Consider the following 16,390-nt stretch of genomic DNA (forward strand, 5'->3'; position numbering starts at 1 on the left):
TATTAAATTCATTACCTCAACTAAAATTCTAAATATGTTACATCTACTTAGCCCTCAATTTGGTGGAAAGTTTACTGAAGAAGAGAAAGAAAAGCTGGAAAAGTCACCAAACTGGAAAGATGATAAATTTGAGAACCTAGAAGAAACGATGATGAATATCAACATTCGGAATATTCCAGGGTTACTCAAAAAGCAATTAACCAATAGAGCGGGAAGGGCTCCAAAAAATAACCTATGTATTCTTCCTTTTAATCCAGAAGTATATAACCAAGAACTCGATAATCCAAAATGTATATGGTATGGACACTCGGTTTTATTACTACAACTAAATGGTAAGAATATACTTATTGATCCTATGTTAGGTTCCAATGCATCACCAATTGGACCTGTAAACACCAAAAGGTATAGTAATGACTCATTAAAGGTGATTGATGAATTACCTGATATTGATATCCTATTACAAACTCACGACCACTACGATCACTTGGATTTAGACTCTTATGAGAAACTAAAGGGTAAAGTGAAGAAATACGTAGTAGGGCTTGGGATTAAAAGACACCTTGTATCTTGGGGACATGATGAAAAACTAATTACGGAAGTAGATTGGTGGGATACACTAAATATATTAGACTTTGAAATTACATATACTCCATCTCGACATTTCTCTGGAAGAGGGCTCAACGATAGGGCTAAATCTCTTTGGGGTGGATTTGTTATAAAAACAAATAACCACTCAATTTACTGGAGTGGCGATGGTGGCTATGGTAAGCACTTTAAAGAAATTGGTGAGAAACTAGGTCCTTTTGATTGGGGATTTATGGAAAATGGTCAATACAATGAAAATTGGCATCTAATCCATATGTTTCCTGAAGAGAGCATTCAAGCAGCTAAAGATGCTCAAGTAAAAAAAGCTTTTCCTGTACACTGGGGAGGTTTTACTTTGGCCTTACATACTTGGAAAGATCCTATAGAAAGATTTGTGGATGAATCTCGTAAAAAAGATCAACCCATTTTCACTGCAAAAATTGGAAAGATCATTGAAATGGGTAAAAATGATGAACTCTATGATTGGTGGACTGTCTTGGATTAATCAACTACGTAATTAAAAATTTCAACTACATTTTTTCCAATGTAAAAGCTATCATCTGCGTTAGCATCATTATTAGAATTTGTTGCTAACGTAGTACTAGCTGTTAACGATAACGTTAATTTTAACCAAAAGAATAAAGTTCTAAGAATACCTCTAAATTGACCTAATAACTGCATAGTGAAAAGTTAAGTGATTACGAATAATAAAGTGTAGGTAAATTTTATAACGGCAAATCTTAAAAAGTGACTGAGATCATTAAAAACTGTTAAGACTTTATTAAAAAACGGCTTTATTGATTCATAAAAAGCTTATTTACAACAAAATACATCAAATCAATTGATTTTTTTTGACATTTTTTCTCAAATGTGACGTGGTTCACATACCATGGAGACCTTATCCTACATCTTTGTAATAGAAATTATTACTCAATCAAAATATCAAAAGATGGAAACCATAAAAAAATATGCGTTAATAGGATTAAGGCTTTTAGTAGCGATAATATTAATACAAACATTAAGATTTAAGTTTACAGCTCACCCTGATAGTGTTTATATATTTACAACAGTAGGATTAGAACCTTTTGGACGAATTAGTATTGGCATTTTAGAATTAATAGCTAGTATACTTATTTTGATACCTCGTACAACTTGGTTTGGAGCTGTACTCACTTTAGGGATTATTGGTGGAGCTATTATGATGCACCTTACCATATTAGGTATAGAAGTAAACGGCGATGGAGGAACGTTATTTTTATTGGCTTTAATTACAGAATTAAGTGCTGGTATTGTTTTTTGGAACGAAAAAGACAGTATTCCTTATTTCAATCAGATTGCTTATAAAGTAAATAACTAACTCTTTCCTGTAACCTAAGAACCCTTATCTAACAAAGAATAATAATTGCTTTTAATATATATTTACTCATTTCTGCTTACTACAAAAAGACCGGACGTTGTTTCAATGTCCGGTCTTTTTTTTCTATTTCTGAATGATAAATTTTTCAGCTCCCTTGGATATATAATTTTTCATTGTACCCTCATCATCGTAGATAAAGATGGCCTCTAAATCATCATCACTTTCTACTACTTTAATTGCTTCTTCTAATCCTGCTACCATAAATGCAGTCGCATAAGCATCAGAAGACATACAAGAAGATGAAAATACTGAAGCACTTAATAACGAGTGCTGTACAGGGTAACCTGTTCTTGGATCCAAAGTATGTGCATATTTTTTTCCATCTTTTACATAGAAGTTTCTGTAGTTACCAGAAGTAGCTAAGGCCTTATTGTCTAATGAAATAATAATAGAAATGGCTTCGCCTGTACCCTCTTTAAACTTTGGGTTATCAATACCGATCTTCCAAGTAGTGTCCTTTTCATTTACACCACTACAAACTACCTCACCTCCTATTTCAACCATAAAGTTTTTAATTCCTTGTGCTTTTAATAGGTTAGCAACAACGTCTACAGCATAACCTTTAGCAATTGCACCAAAGTCAAGCTCTACTCCTGCCTTCGACTTTTTTACTTCCTTTTTATCAAATGTGATATATTTATCAAAACCAACATATGCCTTGATAGAATCCACCTGATCATCTTTAATAGTCGGTGTTTTACCTGGTCCAAAGCCCCAAGCTTTTACTAAAGGTTGAATTGTAGGATCAAAAGAACCGTTGGTAGCTTCGTAAACTTTTTTAGCATCTTCCAACACAGGATAAAAGAAATCTGTCTCATAAGTGAAAGACATTCCTGAGTTAAACCTTGAAATCTCTGAAGATGGAATATAAGTGGATAACGACTGGTTAAAATCCTCTAGTACATTTTTAATCTCTTGATCTAATGCTCTTCCTTTTTCATCTATATATTTAACGTTGTAAGGAACTACACCAAAAGTAACACCTCGAACATGTAAATGTGTATTTACTGGAGGATTGTAACTTCTGTATAAATAAGTTAGTCCGATAAAAACTATTAGAATTATCGAATAAATAATATTTTTCTTCCTGTTATCCATTACGATTTTAATTTATCAATGCGTATCTTGATCAATATTCTGAATCAATTATCTACAAAGGTGCGTAAGTGTACACTTATCTACCTATTGTTTTACATTTTTTTGGAAAGATTCAGTGTTTAAAACCAACAAAAGGAAGTAAACTGTGCAAAAGACCTTAAAAACCTACCAAAAAAGGCTTGCTAATCTATCTGCTAGAAACAAGTCCTTGTATTTGCCCAAGGCTTACACCGGACAGTATGTTGATCTTGCTCATTTAGATCATTTAATGCATTCTCCTTCTCATGATATTATTAAAGATGTAATTCGTGGTAAGAAAAATATTCCATTATGCCCTGTTGCGGATAGTAGAGATACTCAAGCCAATAAGATGAGTTCACAAATCCGAAAGGTGGGTAAAACTGCGAAGTTTGTCTTAGAAGAAGGCGGTAGACACGACCTATTTTTAGGGTACCCTTTTGTTCATGGTAGGTTAATGACAGGAGGTAATCTTAGAGGTCCACTACTTTTCTTTCCAATTCGATTAATAGTAGATAATGGTAATTGGTATTTACAGCTTCGAGAGGATACGGAAGTTACTTTCAATAAAACACTTTTGTTGGCCATTTCTCATCACAATAATGTACAGTTTAGTGATGACTTCCTGGAATTAACTTTTGAAGACTTCCCTAAAGATCCAACAGAGTTTCTTACCATGTTGTATCATACTTTAGAGGAATCCAATCTCGAATTAAACTTTAACCAAGATACATTTGGTGAGTTTATCAAAGAATTTGAGCCACTGAATAAAGTACACTTCCAAGAGGAATATGGTGAGGGGCAAATGAAGTTATTTTCAGAAGCATTGATTGGTATTTTCCCTCAATCGGATTCTTACCTAATGCCTGATTATGATAACCTTCTCAATAAAAATGAGATTAAAGATTTAGAAGGCTTTTTTGGAACTGCAGGTGATCATTTAGATGAACTTGGGCTAAAAGAAACCTATGTTGGAAAAGCCAACCAAGAAGAAGAACTATTATCGCCTTATCCTATGGATGCTTCACAGGAAAAGGTCGTTAAAGAAATAAAAGGTGGACAGTCTGTTGTGGTACAAGGCCCTCCAGGTAGTGGTAAATCCCAGCTAATTTGTAATCTGATCGCTGACTTTACTACAAGAGGGAAAAATGTATTGGTGATATCACAAAAAAGAGCCGCTTTAGATGTCGTTTATAAAAGAATGAAAGATATCGCTTTGGGGTCGTTCTGTGCCATGGTACATGACCATCGATATGACAGAGGGTATATCTATCAAAAAATAAAAGATCAAATCGATGCTTTAGATAAATTCCGAGAAGACAATAATAGTCTTGGAGCAATGCAATTGGAAAGAAATTTTGCATTAAGGTCTAAACAAATCGACAGTTCTCTTACACAATTAGAAGAATTTAGAGAAGCACTATACGATACACAAGAATGTGGTATTTCTGCCAAAGAACTTTATTTGAGATGTAACCTAAAAGCAGAGCACACACATTTAAAAGGGTGTTATCAGGAATTTGATTTATCAGACTTAGAACTATACAAAAAACGTCTGAAAACCTATTTAGGGTTCGCACAAAAACTAGATCATGAAGATTACATATGGAAAGATAGAATTCCATTTAGTCATTTTGATAGTAGTGCGATTGTTCATATGAAAGAAGTTATTGATGAAATAATTCCTTTCAGAGACGAAGTAGCAAAAAAGATAGAAGACAATATTCAGGTTGAATTGTCTTTTGATGAATGCCTATGGATTTTAAGACAGGAAGAACAGGTCAATAAATTTATGGAAATTATTTCCGACCCTGATGTCTATAAAATGTTCAATAGCATCATCAAAAAAAGAGGGAGAGTACCGACACAACAAGATTGGAATAATCATAAAAAGGGGTGTCTTTCTGCTTTTTCATACAAAGGAACTGACATCGAAAAAACCATCAGTGAAGATGAGCTAGGTAATACCATCGAATGGGTAACGGATGCTATTTCGGATAGAAGTAACCCATTACTGATTATTAAATGGCAATTCTCTAAACATAAGAAACAAGTAATTACCCTATTGGAAAGGAATAACTTACCTAATACTGTCAAGGGATTACAACAGTTAAGAGATCGTTTAGAAAATAGAATGAACCTGACGCATCATAAAAATGAGATGCGTAAATACCAATGGCTAACAGAGTTCCCAGAAGCATTTGAAGAAAGTGTTTGGGACAAGTGGTTCAAAGCAGGCCTTAAAGCAATTGAAGCAAGAAAAATTTATACTTCTCTTCGTTCTAGCGTCCAATTTATCGAACTACATAATTTTAGCTATGATGAACTGTGGACTAAAATTGATCAACTTTTCAAAGTCATCAATAAAATTCCTGAAGCGAGACAACGATGGGAAAAATACTTGTCGCCACTGGAAATTGAAGATATCCTAAATAATAAAATCGAGCTTGATCATCTAAAAGAAACGTTAGAAGAAGATTTCGATGAAATTTGTCGTTTTGATACCTTAAAGGAATCATTTGAACCACATGAATGGGCTGCACTCCGACTGATAGATGGGCATATGAATGGGGTACACAAATACCCTATTGATGAAGTGATCGAGTATTTTGAAAATAGCCTTAACATTAGCTGGTTGTACCATATTGAAACCAAACACCCTGTATTAAGAATTGTATCCAATGGTGCGATGGAACAATTGGAAAGTAACTTACAGGAAGCTATTCTTGAAAAAAGATCTATTGCCAATGATATGACTTTGGTTCGATTAAAGGAAAGAACGTACGACAAAGTAGAATACAATCGATTAAACAATAGAGTCACATATAGAGACTTATACCATCAAGTAAATAAGAAAAGAAGTATTTGGCCTTTAAGAAAAACATTCCATAAGTTCCAGGATGAAATCTTAGACCTTCTTCCTTGTTGGTTAACTTCTCCGGAGGCAGCATCAGCTATATTCCCTCTGATTCCGTTCTTTGACCTTGTTATTTTTGATGAAGCATCACAGTGTTTTGCCGAGAAGGGAATTCCTGCCATGTATAGAGGTGCACAAGTGGCTATCTTAGGCGATTCTCAACAATTACCTCCATTTGACTTGTACAAGCCAAGGTGGGAAGAAGACGATGAATACGATTTAGACCCTGCCTTAGAAGTCGATAGTTTACTAGATCTTGGTAAGCAATATCTATCAGAACACTATCTGATGGGACATTACAGAAGTGAATCGTTTGATCTTATTGATTTCTCTAATAAGTATTTCTATAAAAATAAACTTCGCTTTATACCTTATTACAATAAGGTGAAGTTCAACGATAGAGGTATTGAGTTTCATCATATAGAAAATGGAATTTGGAAGAAGGGTGTCAACCAGGAAGAAGCTGTGGCTGTGGTAAAACAAGCCAAGAGACTCGTCGATGAAGGAGAAAAAAGCATTGGTATTATCACTTTCAATCATAAACAACAAGAATTGATTCAAGAGATCATGGATAGAATCAATGTCAATTGGCCTTCGGATACCATCGTTAAAAACATTGAGAATATTCAAGGAGATGAAAGAGATCATATCTTACTTTCTGTTACTTATGCCTTTAATGAAAATGGAAAATTCAATTTACAATTCGGTGCTCTAAGTCAAGAAGGAGGAGAAAAAAGGCTTAATGTAGCCATTACAAGAGCTAGAAAAAAAGAATATATATTTAGCAGCATTCTCCCCCATCAATTAAAAACCGAGGAAGTAAAGAATGAAGGTCCTAAGTTACTGAAAGAATTTCTTCACTATGCAAAAGAAGTTAGTGAGCAAGGATATAGACCTACTCCATATTCTGATGAAAGCTGGAAATTTGGTAAAACACTAAAAGATAAAATTAAGAAAGAAGAAGATATGACAGAACAACTTCCTTTCTCTTCATTAACTGTTGTACAAAATGCAGTTCCTACTGCTTTATTGATGACCGATGATGAAAATTATCATCAGTTTATTTCAGCGAAAGATGCTCATGGTTATTTCCCTATCGAATTGAAAAAGAAGGATTGGAAATTTAATCGTTTCTACAGTCGAAACCTTTGGAAAAACAAAAAGAAATTTAAGAAAAACGTTGCTCTTTTTGTTGAAGATATTGATCAAGAAAGACCCTCTTAATGGGTCTTTTTTTATGTCAAATTGAGTAAAAACAGAATAATAATTAAAATGAATATTCATTCATTTATTTTGCGTGAAAATAATTTCAAAGAATATAATTTTACATTTAATCATTTATATGAAATAGTATTTATGTATTTCATATTTTATAACAGCATTAAAAACCTCATTTTTTTATTTTAACAATAACCATAAAAAACTGCGCTTTTATTGTTTACCCTTATTAAATATCAAAATTTGTAGCCCTAAAAGAAACGCCTATACCTTTGTGTTATCGAAAACGTTGACGATTCAATCTTACCTAATTTTAGAATCCTATTTAAATAAGAAATGAAAAAAGTTTTAACGCTAATTACCGTATTTTTTGGTTGTACATTATCTATCTACGCACAAGGAGTTTTAGGAGTCAGAGGTGGTTTATCTTCTTCTGGGTTATTAGTAGAAGATCCGAATGGCGGGTTAGTTCATGGATTTGTTGGAGGTATCACTTATGATGTTCCAATGAGTCAAAAATTTAGTTTGGGAATTGAGGTAAATTATGCTCAACAAGGAGTGTATAGTTTAACAGATGAAACTATGGCAGGATCAATACCAATGACTCCCGACCAAATGTTAGATGTATCTTACCAAATGACAGGTAGAACTGATATTAAATTACACTACATCAATATTCCTATTGTTGCAAAATATGCATTTGGTGATAATGGTAACTTCAAACTATTTGGTGGTGGACAGATTGGCTTTAAATTAAGCCAGGATGTACAATGGTCTGATGGTGAATATACATTGACAGCTAATGGTGAGGATGCCTCTCATATGCTACCAGAAGCTGCAAAAGCAATCTATGAACAAACAGGAATGATGATTCCTTACACAGATGAACAAATGCAAGCAGTCGCAGAAGGTCAAGAATTTAAAAACATTGATATTTCTGTAGTATTTGGTGCATCTTACCAATTTGGTGATTCACCATTTGGTCTTGATTTCAGAGTAAATTATGGGTTAACTGACATCAACAATAGTCCTGATCCAGAACTAAATGGAAAAGACTATATGAACAATATGAACATTCAATTTACGGCTACTTATGCCTTATGGGGACATAAATAAGTCAAATTGAAGTAGATAATTGAAAGGAAGTCAGTCTTGGCTTCCTTTTTTTGTTTTTTTACCACTAAATAGGCAACCTTTTTGATAGACTAAAGGTAGTATTAAGTATAAATGCTACAAACCAATTATAAAATTTATACATACTAAACTGAAAGTAAACATTTATGAAAAGAATAATAACTGTACTAACTTCCATATTGATGATGTCACTGTCATTTGCATCTTTTGCAGATGAAGTAGAAACAATTACGACCAAAGCTAAAACACCCTTATATAAGGTCGTGGATGGCAAAATGAAACGAGTAGGTTTTATGCCCAAAGGCAGTCAAATTGAAGTAAAAAAAATCCCACATATAGAAGGTAAAATTGAGTATAAAGCAAGAGTAAATTATCACGAAACAGAATGTGGTCATTTAATTTCTACTCGATATATCAATAACAAAAAGTAAAAGACTTTATTAAAAAAAAGAAGCCGTTTCTGTAATCAATTATAGAAACGGCTTCTTTGTTTATGCTCCCCACTATCTTCTATACATTATTATTTTCACCTACTACAAAGTCGAAATTGAAAACATAGTATTTCAATGAAAAATTATTCATCAAAGTATATTGAATTTGAAGGACGTTTGTATATTTGCACAGCTCTTTAAATAAGCACCCTAATGATGAACAAACTGAACATCTCAGTTACATTTATTCTAGCAACAATCGTATTGATCCAATGCATATCTACTCCTCTCATTTGGATGGATTATAATATGCGCAAGGATTTCTATGCCGAAGTTTTGTGCGTGAATAAAAACCGAACAGACCTTCCACAGGTTTGTGGTGGGCGCTGTCAATTAAAGTCTAAGTTGGCTGATGCTACTTCTCCAGAATCAGAAAGTAGCAGTAAAGAAAACAAACTCAAGGAAGTAGTTTCTGAACCACTTTCACTTTCCATTTTTATGTTTTCTACAAAGAGTGTACATCGTTCTATCGATCAATTACCAATGCTGATAGACGAAAAAGTGGAAGGAAACTATACTTCTTCAATCTTCCATCCTCCGATAGCATAATTGCTTTTCTAATTATCGACTTTTTTAAACATCATTTCTTTTTGATGGATGTATTGTTGTGTCAAGACATTCAATAATACTTTTTCGAGGTAACTTTTTTATACCTCTAGGTCGTTACATTCAAAAATTTAAAAATCATCGCATAACATTAATACTAGGCTATTGGTAACACTCCTTTTTGGTGTTATCAAAAGTGTTAGCTAATCGTTATGTCCAAATAAAAAACAGTAATGAAATCGCAATTGTTAGGAGCTCTTCTATTGATTTTGAGCATCCCTTCTCTTCATGCCCAAACTTTAGAGTTATCAGGTAAAATTCAAGACAAATTATCTAAAGAAGCTTTGGTTGGTGTCATTGTTATCAATCAAAAAGATAGTAAGTATACTATCACTGATAGCGAAGGAAATTATAGCATCAGTGTAGATCAAAATGATATGATTGAATTCAAGTACTTAGGTTATTTAAGTACAACGATGAAAGCCAGTTCAATCAAATCTGTCATCTCTTTATCTCAAGATGATTATGTGCTTAACCAAGTTGTTGTTTCAGCCAGTAGAGATGCTCAAAAAAGAGAGGAAGCACCAATAGCTATTACATCTATTGGTAGGACAATGCTTGAGGAAACAAAAGCACAGTCATTAGATCAGGTCATCAATAAAGTTCCAGGTGTATTAATGGCCGATCTTGGTAGCGAACAACATATGATGGCTATTCGTCAACCGATATCAACAAAAAGCCTTTTCTTATATTTAGAAGATGGTTTACCTATCCGTCCTACAGGTATTTTTAATCATAATGCCTTGAATGAGATGAATATGGCAGTCGCTCAAAATATTGAAGTAATACGAGGGCCTGCTTCAGCATTATATGGTTCTGAAGCCATTGGAGGTGCGATAAATCTTATTACAAAAACTCCATCACTAGTGCCTACTGCCCAAGTACAATTAAGAGGTGATTCTTATGGTTACAGAAGAGTTGACGTAACAGTTGAAGGAACATCTAAAAATGGTAAGTTTGGTGCTAGCATTGGAGGCTATGCTGCAAAAAGAGAGAACGGATACTTAGATCACAGTGATTTTGATAAAACTATCGTTACCGCTGTTTTACAATACAAGGTCAACGAAAGTTTAGTCTTAAAATCTAATACTACTTATATGAAGTATTATTCAGATATGGGCTCTTCTTTAGACAGTACATCTTTTTATGATAGAGATTTCACTTCATTACACAACTTTACTAAAAGAGAAATTAAATTGTGGAGATCAACTTTCACTGCTGATAAAACTTGGTCTGAAAACAGTAAAACAGTCGCTAAAGCTTTTTTCCGTACGAATACATTAGGACAAATTCCTAGTTACAGAATTAAGAATGATTGGGGAAATCCAAGTGTTGCTAAGGGAGAAGTAAATGAAAGTGCTTTCCAAAGTTATGGAGCTGTTATACAACATAACCAAAAGATTCCTTCATTAAAAACAACAATAAGAGTTGGAGCAAGTGTAGATTACAGTCCAACTACTTTCTGGGCAAACTACATTGATGTACAAAGAGATGAAAATGGTAGATATGTAGGGTACACTTCAACGGATTCTGTACTTACAGATTACCAAACTAATTTATTGAATACTGGCCTTTATGCTCAAGTAGAAGTTAATCCTATTGATCGATTATTTATTACGGCAGGAGTTCGATCGGATCATTTCAAGTATGACTATACGAATAACTTGGGTGAGGAAGCTTTTTCAGGTGCTCCAAATTCAGTCAATTATTTTAATGCCATTACTCCAAGAGTAGGTGCTACTTACACTATGCTTAATGGACTTGGTTTCTACTCTAACTATAGTGTAGGTTTTATGCCTCCACAAGTTTCAGAATTATACAGAGGTGTAAAAGTTCCTACATTGGAACCTTCTTATTACAATAACTTTGAAGTAGGAACATGGTATACCCTACCAAGTGGATTTGGCTATGTGGAAGGTGCTTACTACAATATGTCGGGTAAAAACGAAATCGTTTCAGTACTTCAGGAAGATGGTTCTTATGAAAATCAGAATGCTGGCTCTACCAATCATCAAGGTGTAGAAATGGCCTTACACTTTAAGCCCGTTTCTCAACTTTTTGTTCGGGTTGGTGGTACCTATGCAGAGCATACTTTTGAAGAATTTAATACAGGTAAAGAAGACTTTTCAGGAAATACAATGGCCAATGCTCCCAATTGGATTGCCAACATGGAATTAACATTTAAGCCTCGATTCCTAAAAGGATTTAGAACATCATTAGAGTTTCAAAAAGTGAGTGTGTACTATATGGATAATCAGAATACGAAAAAGTACGATGGATACCATGTATTCAACTTACGATTTGGTTACCAATTTAAAGGCTTAGATACATGGTTTAACATCATGAACTTAACCGATGAGCTATACGCCACAAGAGTTTCCAAGTCATCTTGGGGAGAAAATTATAATTTAGGTGCCCCTCGTACTTTCCAATTAGGTATCGGCTATACAATCAGTAAGAATAAATAATCATGACTTTGTATCAATTTCATCGAAAGTTAAGTCTTATCGCATTATTACCTCTATTAGCATGGACACTAAGTGGAGTAATGCACCCTCTTATGTCTAATTTTAAACCAAAAGTAAATCAACGTTTGGTGGTAAATCAAGAGGAAAAAGATGCGGATCAATTACTATTTACTGCAGATTCAATTATTAAAATTAATCACTGGAAAGACATACAATCTTTCCGCTTGGTTAATATTGACTCTAACTTATATTACCAATTCAAAAAGTCAGAAGGTAACATTTATGTAAATACAAAAAATGGTGATATTCTTCCAAATGGAGAAAATGTTTATATCTCCTATCTTGCCAGCTTATATTCTGGTGAGAGTGAAGACAAAATCGCTACAATCACTGAACAGAAAACGTTCAATAATGAGTATGTAAAAATTGCAAGAATCCTTCCCGTATATAAAGTCGAGTATCAAAGAATGGATGGACTAAAAGTATTTATTGATACAAACACAGATCAGATGACGTATGCTACAAATACATTGAGAAGTGGTTATCAAGCATTTTTCTTATGGGCTCATAGTTGGAGTTTCCTAGATTTCAATACTACATTTAGACTATTTGTTCTTGGAGTATTTATTACAATTTGTTTTTTAGCAGGTGTATCTGGAATATTAGTGTATACTAAATTTAGAAAAACCTATCAGCGTCAACAGATATCCAAGGTTCCTTGGCAACGAAGGTTGCACCGCTCATTAGGTATTGGTTTATCATTTTCATTATTACTATTTGCTTTCAGTGCATTTATGCACATGTTACCAAAATACAATGCTCTCGATAAAACTAGTTTTACTAGCCCAACATCATTTACGCCAGAAGAACTTACTTTCGACTTTGATAGTATTCCAAAAGGATGGATGAATATTCAACCTATAAAATTAAAAGATAAAGTGTACTATCAAGTACATTATAAAAAAGGACGTAGTATCTCAAAAAGGTACTATAATGTAGCAACTCAGAAGGAGCTTTCACAGGGAGATAGTATCTATGCAGTACATTTAGCCCAACGTTACAGTGGATTAAAGAGTATCAGAAATATCACTCCGGTAAACAAGTTTGCAAATGAGTATGGCTTTATCAACAAATTACTTCCAGTACAAAAAGTACAATTTGAGGGTGAAGGCAACCCAAGGTGGTATATTGATACCAAAACAAGTTTTGTAGGAGCAATTATCGAAGATAAGTCTGCTATCTCAGGGTTTATTTTTGCCTATTTCCATAAATATCATGTTTTTGATTTTCTAGGAAAACCAATTAGAGATACTATCATGTCATTTTTTGCTTTAGGTAATTTCATGGTGGGTATTTTGGGGTTCTGGATGTATCTCAACACAAAGTCTAAGAAAAGAAAAGGGAGAAAGAGAGACAAAGTATTAGTCTCTTAATAAAAAGATAAAAGCCGTACTTATATATCAATAAGTACGGCTTTTATCTTTTTCTTTTTCAAACCTCTCAACAGAAGCGGTACAGCAACTATTGTAAGATGTTTTTGGAGATTGGTATTTTCTCTTTAACCATTCTCTTATATGTCTGATTAATTTCGATTTACTCATGAATTAATCTTTTTAATTGTTGAATAGGAACAATACCATGTGCCCTTCCCGTTTCTTTTGAATCAACTAAACCAATAAAATAAGGTATTCCTTTGATATTGTAATTCTTCGCTACAGCTTCCAATTTCTCTGGGTCCACCTTAATTACTTTTGCAACCCCTTCCAACTCAAATGATAAATTACTGATTGTACCTTTCATTACTCTACATGGCGGACACCATTCTGTGGAGAAATCAAGAATTACCTTTTTGTTTTCCTGAATTGCCAAGTTCAATTCATCTATATTTTGAACAGTCATTACTGTATTTGGTATTTCAAACATATTTTACGTTGGTAAGTAACAATTCAATAAACACAAATTCAATACTTAAAGTTAATTCTGTTCAAAACTGATAACAATGAAAGCTATTTGTGTCATATTGTCATAAATAAATAAGTCAACTTGTCTGTCAAAAAAACTAAATACAAAAAACAAGGCCCGTCATTGACGAGCCCCGTTTCAATTTACACCCAAACTTTAAACACTATGAAAATTGATCTGCCCTCTGAACAGGACAGAAACTCTCAGTTCTATAACAATACTTTATTACAAGTATTTGAATCACATAAGATGCTTTTAAACAATAAAATTTTAAAAGCTTTCTTGCTTATGACATTACAAATGTGGTGGAATAAAATTGAATAAATATTGATGACCATCACCATTCTTGAATGATACTTCACTTTATTACGGTAATTTAGATTTGTTTGCACTCCTCCACTTTTTTGATAAAAAATTTTAATAGACTGTTTTTTTGTATGGAGTTTGTCTTACTTGTACATACTAGTGTACAAATAGAAACTCTAGACTTGAACAATTAGTCTCTCTCAGAGTTTCAGAATTAAAAACATATTAGACTATCATATCATGAAAAAACAATTCTTTTCCATGATGGCGGCCTCAATTATAGGTGGAGTCATCTCCGTGGGAGCTTATACTACCTTTATTGCTCCACAAATGGATATACAACAAAAAGAGGAAAACAAACCTGTTGCATTTACCAAATACGAAAATTCTCCAAAACGAGCTGACTATGTCATTCCTGATGGGATGAATTTCGTTAGTGCTGCCGAAAAAGCTACTCCAGCCGTAGTTCATATTAAAACGTATGTTGATGTATCCTCAAGAGTTCCAAGAAATACACCTCGTTTCTTCCATGAGTTTTTTGGAGATCCAAGAGGAGGAAATGGAGAAGGTCAATTGGGATCTGGCTCTGGAGTTATTCTTTCAGCAGATGGATATATTGCAACCAATAACCATGTTGTAGATGGAGCGTCAAAAATAGAGGTCGTATTAGAAGATAAACATACTTATACTGCCAATCTTATTGGAACGGATCCTACCACAGATTTGGCTTTATTAAAAATAGAAACTGATAATTCCCTTCCTTATTTAGCATTTGGTAACTCTGATAATGTAAAAGTTGGTGAGTGGGTACTTGCTGTTGGTAACCCTTATGAATTAACTTCTACAGTTACTGCTGGTATTGTCAGTGCAAAGGCAAGAAACATTAATATTCTTAGATCAAAGACCGGTTTATCTGTTGAGTCATTTATTCAAACAGATGCAGCTGTAAACCCAGGTAACTCTGGCGGTGCACTAGTTGATCTAAACGGTGCATTAATTGGTATAAATACAGCGATTGCTTCTAAAACAGGATCTTTTACAGGATATTCGTTTGCTGTTCCTTCTGAACTTGTAAAGAAAGTGATGGATGACCTAAGAGAATATGGAGCGGTTCAAAGAGCACTAATTGGTGTTCAAATTCAAGATGTCGATCAGAAAATTGCTGAAGAAGCAAAACTCGAAGACATTGCAGGTGTTGCTATCGTAGATGTAAATCCTCAAGGTGCAGCAGACGAAGCAGGTATTGAAGCAGGAGACATTATCATTAAGATCAATGATGAGAAGATTGAAAGTGTTTCTGAATTGCAAGAATATATTGCTCGTAAACGTCCGGGTGATGAAGTAAAAGTAACGGTTAACAGAAGTGGTAAAGAGAAAGACTTCAATGTAAAACTGAAGAACACCAATAATACTACAGAGATTGTTTCTGCTCCAAAGAATTCTAGTGAAGCTATTGCAGCACTTAGTGCTGATGTAAAACCTATTTCTGAGAAGCAGGCTGCAGCTCTAGGATTAAATGGAGGACTTGCAGTAACAAAGCTTCAACCGAACGGAAAATTATATAATGCTGGTATTAGAGAAGGTTTCATTATTACCAGTGTAGATAGAGAAGAAGTAACAAATCTTGATGATCTTGGAAATGCCTTAAGAGGCAAAAGTGGAGGTATATTAATCGAAGGAATGTACCCTGATGGTCAAAGAGAGTACGTAGGAATTGGATTATAAGAATTCCGTTACTAAATTGCACACTGTACACGTTTTTACGTGTACAGTGTTATAAAAATTGAATTTTGATAAGAAAAAATTAGGAAATAAAAATATTTTCTGCTATTTTCACTTGTTAACTAATCAAATGAAACTATTTACCATGGTTTTGACGTTTGTATTAGTGTAAGTCAGAAAGACAAAAACATTAGTAATAGATAGCAATGATTGAACATTGGTATCGATTTACAAAAGACACAATAGTTTGCTTTAAGTAATGGGGAAAGGGTATTCGCGATGCGGGTTCCCTTCTTTTTTGTCTATACTTTTTTGAGCACAAAACATCGATGAAAATTCACTACTACCACAACCAGAAGACTGTTTGTTTTTTGTTTTATTACTCCCTTTAATATCTCATTATTATTGATACTTCCAGTGAAAGTATACTCATTTGTATTCTATGGAT

13 protein-coding genes are annotated in these 16,390 nt (G+C 33.7%); 9 read left to right on the forward strand and 4 right to left on the reverse strand.

Annotated features, from left to right (window positions below):
* Nucleotides 1–34: 34 nt before the first annotated feature.
* Nucleotides 35–1,090 (forward strand): MBL fold metallo-hydrolase, encoded by a 1,056-nt coding sequence (locus tag HGP29_RS08050; RefSeq protein ID WP_168881854.1) that lies wholly within the window; start codon nt 35–37, stop codon nt 1,088–1,090.
* Here the strand turns inward: HGP29_RS08050 and HGP29_RS08055 are convergent.
* Nucleotides 1,087–1,266 carry a hypothetical protein gene (locus HGP29_RS08055; RefSeq protein WP_168881855.1) on the reverse strand — a complete coding sequence of 60 codons (180 nt, stop codon included), beginning with the start codon at nt 1,264–1,266 and terminating at the stop codon, nt 1,087–1,089. The genes HGP29_RS08050 and HGP29_RS08055 overlap by 4 nt on opposite strands.
* Nucleotides 1,267–1,534: 268 nt before the next feature.
* Here HGP29_RS08055 and HGP29_RS08060 point away from each other — a divergent pair, with 268 nt between their 5' ends.
* Complete coding sequence (locus HGP29_RS08060; RefSeq protein WP_168881856.1) at nt 1,535–1,942, forward strand: DoxX family membrane protein; 408 nt, start codon at nt 1,535–1,537, stop codon at nt 1,940–1,942.
* A 123-nt stretch (nt 1,943–2,065) separates the two neighbouring features.
* Here the strand turns inward: HGP29_RS08060 and HGP29_RS08065 are convergent, their stop codons facing one another.
* Nucleotides 2,066–3,100 carry an FAD:protein FMN transferase gene (locus HGP29_RS08065; RefSeq protein WP_168881857.1) on the reverse strand — a complete coding sequence of 345 codons (1,035 nt, stop codon included), beginning with the start codon at nt 3,098–3,100 and terminating at the stop codon, nt 2,066–2,068.
* Nucleotides 3,101–3,245: 145 nt separating this feature from the next.
* Here HGP29_RS08065 and HGP29_RS08070 point away from each other — a divergent pair, with 145 nt between their 5' ends.
* The 6 genes from HGP29_RS08070 (at nt 3,246) to HGP29_RS08095 (ending at nt 13,385) form a co-directional block, all read left to right on the forward strand.
* Complete coding sequence (locus HGP29_RS08070) at nt 3,246–7,259, forward strand: AAA domain-containing protein (RefSeq protein ID WP_168881858.1); 4,014 nt, start codon at nt 3,246–3,248, stop codon at nt 7,257–7,259.
* 330 nt (nt 7,260–7,589) lie between these two features.
* Nucleotides 7,590–8,369, forward strand: a complete 780-nt coding sequence (locus HGP29_RS08075) for a porin family protein (protein ID WP_168881859.1) — start codon at nt 7,590–7,592, stop codon at nt 8,367–8,369.
* 164 nt (nt 8,370–8,533) lie between these two features.
* Entirely contained in the window at nt 8,534–8,818 is a 285-nt protein-coding gene (locus HGP29_RS08080; protein WP_168881860.1) for a hypothetical protein, read from the forward strand.
* A gap of 213 nt (nt 8,819–9,031) precedes the next feature.
* Nucleotides 9,032–9,427: a hypothetical protein gene (locus HGP29_RS08085; protein WP_168881861.1), complete on the forward strand. Its 396-nt coding sequence runs from the start codon at nt 9,032–9,034 to the stop codon at nt 9,425–9,427.
* Between the two features lie 230 nt (nt 9,428–9,657).
* On the forward strand, nt 9,658–11,952 hold the full coding sequence (locus tag HGP29_RS08090; RefSeq protein ID WP_168881862.1) for a TonB-dependent receptor: 2,295 nt from the start codon (nt 9,658–9,660) through the stop codon (nt 11,950–11,952).
* A gap of 2 nt (nt 11,953–11,954) precedes the next feature.
* Entirely contained in the window at nt 11,955–13,385 is a 1,431-nt protein-coding gene (locus HGP29_RS08095) for a PepSY domain-containing protein (RefSeq protein ID WP_168881863.1), read from the forward strand.
* 27 nt (nt 13,386–13,412) lie between these two features.
* On the opposite strand, the gene HGP29_RS08100 is transcribed toward HGP29_RS08095, so the two are convergent.
* Entirely contained in the window at nt 13,413–13,553 is a 141-nt protein-coding gene (locus HGP29_RS08100) for a hypothetical protein (RefSeq protein WP_168881864.1), read from the reverse strand.
* Nucleotides 13,546–13,875 (reverse strand): thioredoxin family protein, encoded by a 330-nt coding sequence (locus HGP29_RS08105; RefSeq protein ID WP_168881865.1) that lies wholly within the window; start codon nt 13,873–13,875, stop codon nt 13,546–13,548. The genes HGP29_RS08100 and HGP29_RS08105 overlap by 8 nt, the downstream gene beginning before the upstream one ends.
* A gap of 585 nt (nt 13,876–14,460) precedes the next feature.
* On the opposite strand from HGP29_RS08105, the gene HGP29_RS08115 reads away from it, so the two are divergent.
* Entirely contained in the window at nt 14,461–15,945 is a 1,485-nt protein-coding gene (locus HGP29_RS08115; RefSeq protein WP_235958277.1) for a Do family serine endopeptidase, read from the forward strand.
* The last annotated feature ends 445 nt before the right edge of the window (nt 15,946–16,390 follow it).

It is taken from the genome of Flammeovirga agarivorans, assembly GCF_012641475.1.
In the GTDB taxonomy this organism is placed as follows: Bacteria; Bacteroidota; Bacteroidia; order Cytophagales; family Flammeovirgaceae; genus Flammeovirga; species Flammeovirga agarivorans.